The organism is Catellatospora aurea (assembly GCF_042663325.1).
Lineage (GTDB): Bacteria > Actinomycetota > Actinomycetes > Mycobacteriales > Micromonosporaceae > Catellatospora > Catellatospora aurea.
The window spans coordinates 1-9,590 of sequence record NZ_JBHTAC010000086.1; the positions used below are offsets into that span (position 1 = coordinate 1).

Consider the following 9,590-nt stretch of genomic DNA (forward strand, 5'->3'; position numbering starts at 1 on the left):
TCCAACCGCCGCGCCGGGCCGGCCCTCATACCGTGAAAATGTGCTGCCGGTCACCGTCTGAGCAGGTCTGACAGCTCGGACGGGGCCGGCATCGGGCATGATGGCGGCGTGGGGACTACCGCGTTCGTGCTCGGCGGCGGTGGCGTGCTGGGCGCCGTCGAGGTCGGCATGCTGCGCGCGCTGTTCCGCGCCGGCATCCGCCCGGACCTGGTGGTGGGCCTGTCCATCGGCGCGATCAACGCCGCGCTGGTCGCCGCGGACCCCGAACCCGAGGTCACCGACAAGCTGGTCCGGCTGTGGGCCACCCCCGAGATCAGCGAGGTGTACGGCGACTCGGTGCCGCGCCAGCTGCGCCGCCTGGCCACCCGCGCTCACCTGCACTCGCCCGCCCCGCTGCAGCGGGTGCTGGAGCGGTCGATGCGGGCCGGGGTCACCTTCGAGGACATGCGCGTGCCGCTGCACCTGTGCGCGGCGAACGTGGAGCGCGCCGAGGCGCACTGGTTCAGCACCGGCCGGGTCGTGGACGCGGTGCTGGCCGCGGCCGCCCTGCCCGGAGTGCTGCCCCCGGCGGAGATCGGCGGCGAGCACTACCTGGACGGCAACCTGGTGGCGTACCCGATCAACCATGCCGTGGAGCTGGGCGCGGACGAAGTGTTCATGCTCCAGGTCGGGCGGCTGGAGCGGCCGTTGCAGCCGCCGCAGCGGCCGTGGGAGGCGACCAACGTCGCCATGGAGATCGCCCGCCGGGTCCGCTTCACCCGCGAACTCGCCGCGGTCCCCGAGGGCGTACGCGTACACGTCCTCCCGGGTGGGGCCGGTGCCGACGAGAGCCCGTGGGCGTACCGCGACGCCGCCGCCGTGGGCCGCCGCGTCAGCGCCGCCTACGCCGCCTCCCGCGACTACCTCACCGCCGTCGGCCACTGACCCCACCCGCCGGGCCCCGCCGCAGCCTCCACCCCCTGCCGCAACTCTTAAAGAGTCGCGGCATTCGGGCCGCCCTGAGGCCGCGACTATTTAAGAGTTGCGGCAGGTGGGGGGGTGGGGCGGGTGGTCAGGCGACGCCGGGGACGGAGTTGGCGCGGGCGGCGCGTTTGGCGGCGCGGCCGGAGGTGAAGCCGAGGATCAGCTGGATGATGCCGAGGGCGATGAGCCAGAAGCCGGTGATCCAGACCAGCACGGTGAGCGTGATGCCGGGCCAGAAGAACAGGATCAGGCCGGCGGCGATGCTGAGCAGTCCCATCAGCACGGTGCCGATCTTCGGCCAGGTGCCGTGCGTACGGGCGAAGCCGGTGACCACTTCGGCCACTCCGCCGACGATCCAGACCAGGCCCAGCACCACGGCGAGCACCTTGATCGAGTCGGCGAGGTGTCGCAGGCAGATGATGCCGACGACGATGTAGAGCACGCCCATCACGGCGATCAGGGCGCGGTGGCCGCCACTGACCCCCTTGGCGGTCAGGCCCTCGGCGATCCGGAAGATCCCGACGACGACGAGCCAGACGCCGATCAGCGCCGCGATCAGCACGATCGTCTTCTCGGGCCAGAAGGTGAGCGCCAGACCCGCGGCGATGGAGATCAGTCCGCCGATGATCGACATGCGCTGGAACGAACGCAGGGCGCTGGCCTCTAGTTCGGCATCTCCGTACGGATCAATCATGGTGCGAAGATAACTCGCAATATCTGTGATTTCTCCCTTTTCGGATGAGTAGCCTCAGTCTGAGATGAAGGGGGCAGTGATGAAGCGGGGTCCGCTCGAGTTCGTGGTCGTCGAGTTCGCCGGCCGCATCCCCGGGCGCCGTATCGCGCCCGAGCTGCATCGCCTGGTGGACCAGGAGATCGTCCGCATCATCGACATGGTGGTCGTCGACCGGGCCGCCGACGGCGCGGTCACCTCGCACGAGCTGCGGGAGTACCAGGGCGACGAGGACTTCGAGGCGATCGACCCCGCCATCCAGGCGGTCGACGGGCTCATCTCCGAGCGGGACGTGCAGGACCTGGCCGAGGCGATCACGCCCGGCGCGCAGGCGCTGGTCCTGCTCTTCGAGCACCGGTGGCTGGCCGGCGTGCGTGCCGTGGTCGCGGAGGCCGGCGGCGAGATCGTGCTCGCCGAGCGCATCCCCGCCCCGGTGGTCGACGCGGTCGAGGCGGTGGTGCATCCGGCACCGGTGGGAGGCTGACATGCTGCTACGACGTCCGGTGGGGAACCGGCGCGGGCCCGGCCTGCTCGGCTCGATGGCGCGCACCGCCGTCGTGGCGGGCACGGCGACCGCCACGGCGGGCGCGGTGCACCGCTGGTCCGAGCGCAAGCAGGCGGAAGCCGCCGAGGCGCAGGCCGCTCAAGAGGCGGTACACGACCAGCAGGCGCAGGACGATCAGCACGTGGAGGCGGGCGAGGCACAGGCGGACCGGCCGGTGCAGTCGGCCGCCGAGGCCGCCCAGCCAACGCGATCCGCAGCGCCGCGCGCGACCTCCACCCCACCTGCCTCCGCCGTTGTGGGCGGCGTCGATCTCATGTCGCAGCTCAGGCAGCTCGCGGACCTCAGAGCCGCAGGCGTGCTGACCGAGGCGGAGTTCACCGCCGCCAAGGCGAAGCTGCTGGGCACCTGATGACGGAGCCCGAGGACCCGGCGCCGTCCGCGTGGGAGCGGCGGCTCGCCGGTGCCGTCCACGAGTCACCCGAGCCCGCCGCGCCCGTGGCCCGGCGGCCCGGCGGCACCGCGCGCACGCTGCGCTGGGCCGGGGCGTTCCTGCTGGCGCTGCTGTCGGCGGTGCTGGTGCTGGCCTCGGTGACGGCCCGCTTCGCCCGGGCCGAGCTGCTCGACACCGACCGGTACGTGGAGACCGTCGCGCCGCTGGCCACCGACCCGCAGGTGCAGGCGGCGGTCACCGACCGGGTCACCGACGAGATCATGGCGCGGCTGCCGCTGGAGAAACTCGCCGGTGACCTGGCCGCCGCGGTCGACCTGCCGCGCGTGGAGGCGGTCATCCAATTGGTGCTGCCCGCGGTCACCAACTGGCTGCAGGGCCAGATCCACAAGGTGGTGGGCGAGCTGGTCACCTCACCCCGCTTCCCCGCGGTGTGGAACCAGGTCAACCGCATCGCCCACCAGAATCTCGAGGGCCTGCTCACCGGGCAGGGCACGCCGATGCTGCACAGCTCCGGCACCGACGTGGTGGTGGACCTGGGGCCGGTGCTGGCCGCCGCCCGGCAGGAGCTGGTGGCCCGCGGCTTCGGCCTCGCGGCCCGCATCCCCGACATGTCCATTCCGTACACGGTCGCGCAGGTGGATCAGCTGCCCGAGATCCAGCGCTACGTGCGCCTGCTCGACGTCAGCGCGAACTGGCTGCCGCCGCTGGCGCTGGTGCTGCTCGGCCTCGCCGTGTGGGCCGCCCCGAACCGGCGGCGCGGGCTGATCCTCGGCCTGACACTCAGCGCGCTGATGCTGGTCGTGGGCTTGATCGCCAACCAGATGGCGCGCGACAAGGTGGCGCAGCGGGCGACCGAGCGCGGCCTGGACCGCACAGTGACGCTGGACGTGTACGACACGGTGCTCCGGTTCCTGCTCACCGCCCTGGTCACGGTGCTGGTGGCGGCGCTGCTCGGGGTGCTGTGGGCGCTGCTGGCGGGCCCGTCACGGCCCGCGGTGCTGCTGCGCCGGGGCGTGAACGCCGTCGTCGACCGGGCCGTGCGCCCACTGGCGCGGGAGCCGTGGGCGGTGCGGACCGGCGCGTTCGTACGCCGCCACTTCCGCTGGTTCGCGATCGTGCTCGGCGTGCTGGCCGGGTGGTGGCTGCTCGCCCGGCCGTCGATCGCGACGGCGGTGTGGGCGTTCGTCCTCGCCGGGCTCGTCACACTGGTGCTCACCATGGGCCGCCGAATGCCGGCCACGGTCCTGGAACCGCTGCCCGCCGGTCCGCCGGCCACAGCGGACGTCGCCGAGTCCGCTACCACCATGGCGGTGAGCGGGTCTGCGACCGCTGCTGCGGGAACCGGGACGGGCCTGGGCGCGGCCGCCGCCGAGACCACCGAGCCGGAGCGCGCGGACGACGCCACTCCGTGGGAGCTGTCGGAGCCGCTGCCGGCCGAGCCGGCCGAGGCCGATGAACCGGACTCCGCGCCGGACGAGCCTGGCAAGCAGCGCGGGGGCCGCCCTGCCGGACCGCCGTCGGCTTCGGACGGGGTGCCGACGGATCCTACCGACCGAGCGGTCGATCCCTGATTGGCGCGACTACGGCATGCTGACCGGCATGACCGAGCACGCGTCGTACCCCTGCCCGCTCTGCAGAGCCGCTGCCACGCTGGACGGACCCTGCCCGGGTTGCGGCCGCGCGCCGGACCCGGACGCCGCGGCGGTGCTGGCCTACGACGCGCAGATCGCCGTGCTCGCGCCGCAGGTGGAGCAGGCTCGCAGCGCGTACGAGTCGCTGTCGGGCCGGCTCTCGCAACTGCGCCGGGACCGTGAGGCGTACGCCACGAAGGTCCGGGTCGCGGTGGCCCGGGAGCGGTCTGCGCACCAGCCCACCCTGCTCACGCTGCCGCCCACCACCGCCAGCACTCCGCCGGGGACCGTCCCGCCGGTCGCCGCCGCCGTGCCGGGCCGTGGGCCGGAGTCCTCGCCGCGCACCGTGCAGAACCTGCTGTTCATCCTGGGCGGGCTGCTGCTCGGCATCGCCGCGATCGTGTTCACCGCCGTGGCCTGGGCGACGTTCGACGTGGTCGGCCGGGCGCTCATCCTCGGCGTGCTCACCGTCGGCGTGCTGGCCGTGCCGCCGCTGGTGCGCCGCCGTGCGCTGACCGCGACCGCGGAGACGTTCGCCGCGCTGGGGCTGCTGCTGGTGGTGCTCGACGGCTACGCCATCTGGTACGTCAACCTCGGCGGCGTCGCCGACCAGTGGGACCGCGGCTTCTACGCCGGAGCGGTGGCCACCTTCACCGCCCTGCTCGGCTACGGGTACGCCCGGGTCGCCGGGACGAGCGCGACCCGGTTCGGCGCGCTGCTGGCGGCGCAGCCCGCGCTCCCGCTGTTCTTCCTGGAGTCCTCGGCCGACGTGGCGGGCTGGTCGGCGGTGTTCACCGCGGTCGCGCTCGGCGACCTGCTGCTCTACCGGGCGCTGCGGCCCGCCGCCCCTGCGCCGGAGGCCGGCCGGCCGGCCCCGGGTGAGGCGGACCTCGGCACGGCCGGGTCGGCCGCCTCGTCCAGCCGGCCGGACGAGGCATCGGTGGCGGCGGCGTCCGTGCCGAGGCAGTCCGGGCAGGACCTTCCCGCGGCCGAGCCGGCCGTGCCGCCGGTCGCGGCTTCGGCGCGGGTGGCGGTCGATCTGCCGGGCAGAACCGGGTTGCGGGTGCTGGCGCTGCTGGCGTACCTGGGGATGCTCGGGATCGGCGGCCTGCTGTCGCTGATCGCGTGGCTGCTCGGGGCCGATCCGGACACCGCGGTCACCGGCTCGCTGGTGCTGCTCGCGGCAGCCGGGGTGCTGGCGGCGGGGCTCTGGCTGGCAGGCACCGGCAACGCCGCGGCGTTCGCCCTGCCCACGGCCGGTGGAGTGGTCACGGCGGCGCTCGCCGCGGCGCTCGTGCGGCCGGCGCTGGTGCAGTGGCAGCACTACTGGCTGCTGGTGATGGCGGGCGCGGCCGCGCTGGTGGCGGTGCTGGTGACCGTGCTCGGCAGGGTGCTGTCGGCCCGGCGGCCCGCGGTCCGCAACGGGATGATCGGCGGCGCGGCGCTGGCGCTGAGCGTGCCCGCGCTGTGCGCCATCGGCTGGGCGCTGGGCGCGGGCTGGCAGTCCGTCGCGGACGCGATGCCGTGGTGGGCCGCCGATCCCGCGCCGTTCGACGGCTCGTACAGCTGGCAGTTGCCGGTGAGCCTGGCGCTGGTGGCCGCCGCGGCCTGGCTGCTGACCGGGCCGCCCGTGCCGGAGCCGGTGCGGGCCTGGGTCGCCGCCGGGGCGGTGCTGCTGCTCCCGCTGACGGTGCCCGGGCACCCGGCGCTGACGCCGTGGTCGGCGCTCGCCTGCGACCTGGTCGCGGTCGCCGTGGCCCTGGCCGTCGCCCTGCTGCTGCGCCGCCACGTCGTGCTCTGGGGCGTGGTGGCCGGGCTGCTCGCCGGGCACGCCCTGCTCGTCGGTGCCGGCAGCCGGGTGCTCTCGGCGTGGGCGCTCGGCGCCGTGGTGGTGTTGGGGCTGGCCGCGGCGGCGGTCGGCTGGCGCAGCGCCCTGGTGCCCGAGAGCGGCACGGGTGGGACCGGCACCGTGAGCACCGCGAGCGCGCTGCACGGCGTACGCGTGCTGGGCGGGGTGAGCGGCGCGGTGGCGCTGGCGCTGCTGCCGCCGATGGCGCACAGCATGGTGGCCGCGGCCGGGGTGGACGATCCGTGGTCACGCCGTGCGCTGCTGGCCGCCGCGCTGCTGTCGCCGCTGTGGGTGTACCTGTCGCCCGCCCGGTTGCGCGACTACGCGGTGGTCGGCGGTCTGGCGGGGGCGTTGTGGGCGCTGCCGGGCGGCCAGCCCCCGACCGATTCCGCGGCGGTCTACGCCGCGCTGTGCACACTGGCCCTCGCGCTGGTCGCGGTGCAGTCCCGCTGGGCGCGGGCGGAGCTCCCGGCACAGGTCGTGCTGGCGTTCACGCTGCTGCTGTGCGCCGAGGCGCTCTACCTGATCTTCATCGCGCCGTGGAGCTGGCTGTTCCGCATCTGGGCGGGCGACCAGGTCGGCACCGGCCTGACCGCCTATCCGAGCGACCGGCTGCCCTGGTCGTACGCGGTCGCGCTGCTGCTGCTCGCGCCCGCGGTCGCGCTGTGGTTCCGCCGGGGCGGGACGCGCCTGATGACGGCGGCCGGCGGGGTGGTCGCCGCGGTGGCCGGGCTCGCGGCACTGGCCGCCGCACAGGCGCCCTGGCCGACGATCAGCGCCGTGCAGCTGGTGCTCGGAGCGGCGCTGCTGGTGCTGGCCGGGCTGCGGCCGTACGGCGCGCTGACCCTGGCGGGCGGGCTGTTCGGGCTGCTGCTGACCGGGGCTGGTCTGGCCGGCTCACTGGCCGAGAAGTGGTCGACGGTCGCCGCGCTCGCCCTGGTGACCGTGGTGCTGGCCGTCATCGCGGTGGGCGGACGGACCCGGCCGGTGCGCACCGCCGGCTGGCTGACCGGGGCCGCGGCGAAGGTGCTGCTGGCGATCGCCATCGGCGAGGCGGCCGAGCTGAGCTTCGAGTTCGTCGCCTACCTGGTGCTCGGGGTGGCGGCGATCATCCTGGGTCTGGCGTACGCGCCGTTCGCCCGGGAGCAGCGGGCTGCTGCCGAGGCGGCGGCGCACTCGGCGGCGCTCGTGGCGCTGACGCTGTGCCACGGATACGCCCGGTCGATCGCACTGGTGCTGGCGGTGTGGGGGGTCGCGGTCGGACTGACCGTGCTGGCCGCGCCGCGCGGTCAGCGGGTGCTGCGTGCCGCCGCGGCCGCCGTGGCGGAGGCCGTCGCCTGGTGCGTGATCCTCGCCGCGCAGGGTGTCGGGCTGCTGGAGGCGTACACCCTGCCGGTGGCGCTGCTCGCGCTCGCCGTCGGCTGGTACGCGGCGCGGGCCCGGCCGGACCTGTCCAGCTGGCTGTTCGCCGGTCCGGCGCTGGCCGCGGCACTGCTGCCGAGCCTGGCCGGAGCGCTGACCGAGGAGTCGGGCACGCCGCTGCGGCGGCTGCTGCTCGGGCTGGGCGCGCTCGCGATCACGGTCTTCGGCTCGGTGCGCCGCCTGCAGGCCCCGGTGCTGCTGGGTGGCAGCACGCTGCTGGTGCTGGCGCTGCACGAACTGCTGCTGGTGTCGCGGCTGCTGCCGACCTGGGTGCCGATCGCGGTCGGCGGGGCGGTGCTGCTGGCGCTGGCCATCACCTACGAGCGCAGCCGCCGGGACGTGGGCAGGTTGCGGGGGGCCATCGGCCGGATGCGGTAACCACCTCCCGCTGGGGCACTCTGCCCGCAAGAATGGGGGAGAGTGCCACATTAGGGGGGAAGATGGACTTCTGGGACGTCTTCTGGCTGTTGCTGATCTTCATTCCGCTGTTGCTGATCTGGGCCTTCGCGATCGTGGACATCTTCCGCCGCGACGACCTCTCCGGTTGGCTCAAGGCGTTGTGGATCGTGGTCGTCATCCTGCTGCCGTTCCTCGGCACCCTGATCTACCTGATCTTCCGGCAGCCCGGGGCCACCGCCCAGGAACGCCGGGCGATGGACCAGGCCAGCCGCGAGTTCGTCGAGAAGTACTCGCCCAGCGACTCGGCGCAGCAGCTCAAACTGCTGGCCGACCTGCACGACCGGGGCAAGCTGACCGACGCGGAGTTCGCCGAGGAGAAGTCCCGCGTGCTCGACTCCGCCCGCGCCCACGACGCCGCCCAGACGCGCGACACGACGTCCGGCGGCACCGCCGGCTCGCCGGCAGTCCCGAGCACCGGCGAGCCGCGCGGACCCGCCGAGCCGCCCCCGGCCGCGGGTGGCAGCGAGCCGCCGCGCCGGCCCCGGGGCTTCGGCGCATAGACGGCAGGCTGTGACGCTGGACGTTTGCGGGTTGCGGCAGGTCGCGCACCGAACCTAGGGTCTTGGACTATGAGGTTCGAGGTCAGTCATGTGCTGGATGCGATCGAGCGGCGGCTGGGCACCGACCCGGCTCTCGCCGCCGGGGTGCTCGACGTGGCTGAATTGATCTATTGCGCCGACCTGGACGGCGGCCGCCCCGCCAACCTGGTCCGGCTCGGCATGGTGGTCGACGGGCTCGCCCGCCAGGTCGGCGAGGAGCACGTCTCGGCGTACTGCGTCGTCGACAAGTCCCTGCTCTCCAACCAGGACCTGACCTCCAACGAACGCATGGTCATGCGCCGCTGGGGCGACGACGGCATCGTCGAGGTCGTGGTCGGCGCGGCCGCCCGTGTCGTCGAGGTCTCCGAGCTCACCGGCCTGCCGATCGTCTCGCGGGTGCTGCCCGCAGTCTGGTCGCCGCTGCCCGGCGCGGGCGGCGTCGTGCTGCAGCCGCGCGGTCCCGTGCCGACCGGCCCGTCGCCGGTGGGCCGTCAGCTAACCGCCCGCTGGTGGCACTGCCCGGACCCGGACTGCGCCAACTTCGGCCCGGCCCGCCGCGGCAGCGGCCAGCCCGTGCCGCGGCTGCGCAACGGCCAACCGATCTGCCCCCGGCACGACGCGCCGCTCGGCGACAACGGGCCGCGCCCGCCGCAGCAGGTGCTCGCGGTGCGCGTGGACGGCGTGATCCGGACCCGCTTCGTGGTCACCGCCGCCGGCCCGGTCGTGGTCGGCCGCGCCCCCGACGGCGGTCAGGGCCAGGTCGGCGTACAGCTCGGCCCGTGGCTCAGCGAGGACGCCCGGGCCAAGGTCAGCCGCGCCCACGTCTCGATGTCGCTGAGCCCGCAGGGCATCTCCGTCACCGACCTCAGCATGAACGGCACCCTGGTCCGCCTCGGCGGCGCCGCCGACGGCGAACTCCAGCTCAGCCGCGGCGCGAGCCGCCAGCTCGGGGTCTCCGACATCGTCGAACTCTTCCCCGGCGTCGAGATCGGCCGCATCGGCGCCCTCGCCAGCAGCCGCCCCCTCGACTCCGCCTCCGTC

Annotated in this window: 8 protein-coding genes; 7 read left to right on the top strand and 1 reads right to left on the bottom strand. The window is 74.5% G+C overall.

Going from position 1 to position 9,590, the window contains the following annotated elements; genetic code table 11:
• The first annotated feature begins 108 nt into the window (after positions 1–108).
• Entirely contained in the window at positions 109–924 is an 816-nt protein-coding gene (locus ACFQO7_RS37400) for a patatin-like phospholipase family protein (RefSeq protein ID WP_376810833.1), read from the top strand.
• A gap of 127 nt (positions 925–1,051) precedes the next feature.
• On the opposite strand, the gene ACFQO7_RS37405 is transcribed toward ACFQO7_RS37400, so the two are convergent.
• On the bottom strand, positions 1,052–1,657 hold the full coding sequence (locus ACFQO7_RS37405) for an HdeD family acid-resistance protein (protein WP_376810834.1): 606 nt from the start codon (positions 1,655–1,657) through the stop codon (positions 1,052–1,054).
• A gap of 79 nt (positions 1,658–1,736) precedes the next feature.
• On the opposite strand from ACFQO7_RS37405, the gene ACFQO7_RS37410 reads away from it, so the two are divergent.
• The 6 genes from ACFQO7_RS37410 to ACFQO7_RS37435 form a co-directional block, all read left to right on the top strand.
• A complete protein-coding gene (locus tag ACFQO7_RS37410; RefSeq protein ID WP_376810835.1) occupies positions 1,737–2,177 on the top strand; it encodes a DUF6325 family protein in 441 nt (146 codons plus the stop codon).
• 1 nt (position 2,178) lies between these two features.
• Entirely contained in the window at positions 2,179–2,607 is a 429-nt protein-coding gene (locus tag ACFQO7_RS37415; RefSeq protein WP_376810836.1) for an SHOCT domain-containing protein, read from the top strand.
• Positions 2,607–4,220 (top strand): hypothetical protein, encoded by a 1,614-nt coding sequence (locus ACFQO7_RS37420; RefSeq protein WP_376810837.1) that lies wholly within the window; start codon positions 2,607–2,609, stop codon positions 4,218–4,220. The genes ACFQO7_RS37415 and ACFQO7_RS37420 overlap by 1 nt, the downstream gene beginning before the upstream one ends.
• Positions 4,221–4,248: 28 nt before the next feature.
• Positions 4,249–7,929: a PspA/IM30 family protein gene (locus ACFQO7_RS37425; RefSeq protein ID WP_376810838.1), complete on the top strand. Its 3,681-nt coding sequence runs from the start codon at positions 4,249–4,251 to the stop codon at positions 7,927–7,929.
• 62 nt (positions 7,930–7,991) lie between these two features.
• Entirely contained in the window at positions 7,992–8,510 is a 519-nt protein-coding gene (locus ACFQO7_RS37430; RefSeq protein ID WP_376810839.1) for an SHOCT domain-containing protein, read from the top strand.
• A gap of 90 nt (positions 8,511–8,600) precedes the next feature.
• Positions 8,601–9,590, top strand: a 990-nt coding sequence (locus tag ACFQO7_RS37435; RefSeq protein ID WP_376810840.1) for an FHA domain-containing protein, incomplete at its 3' end; no start/stop codon positions are given.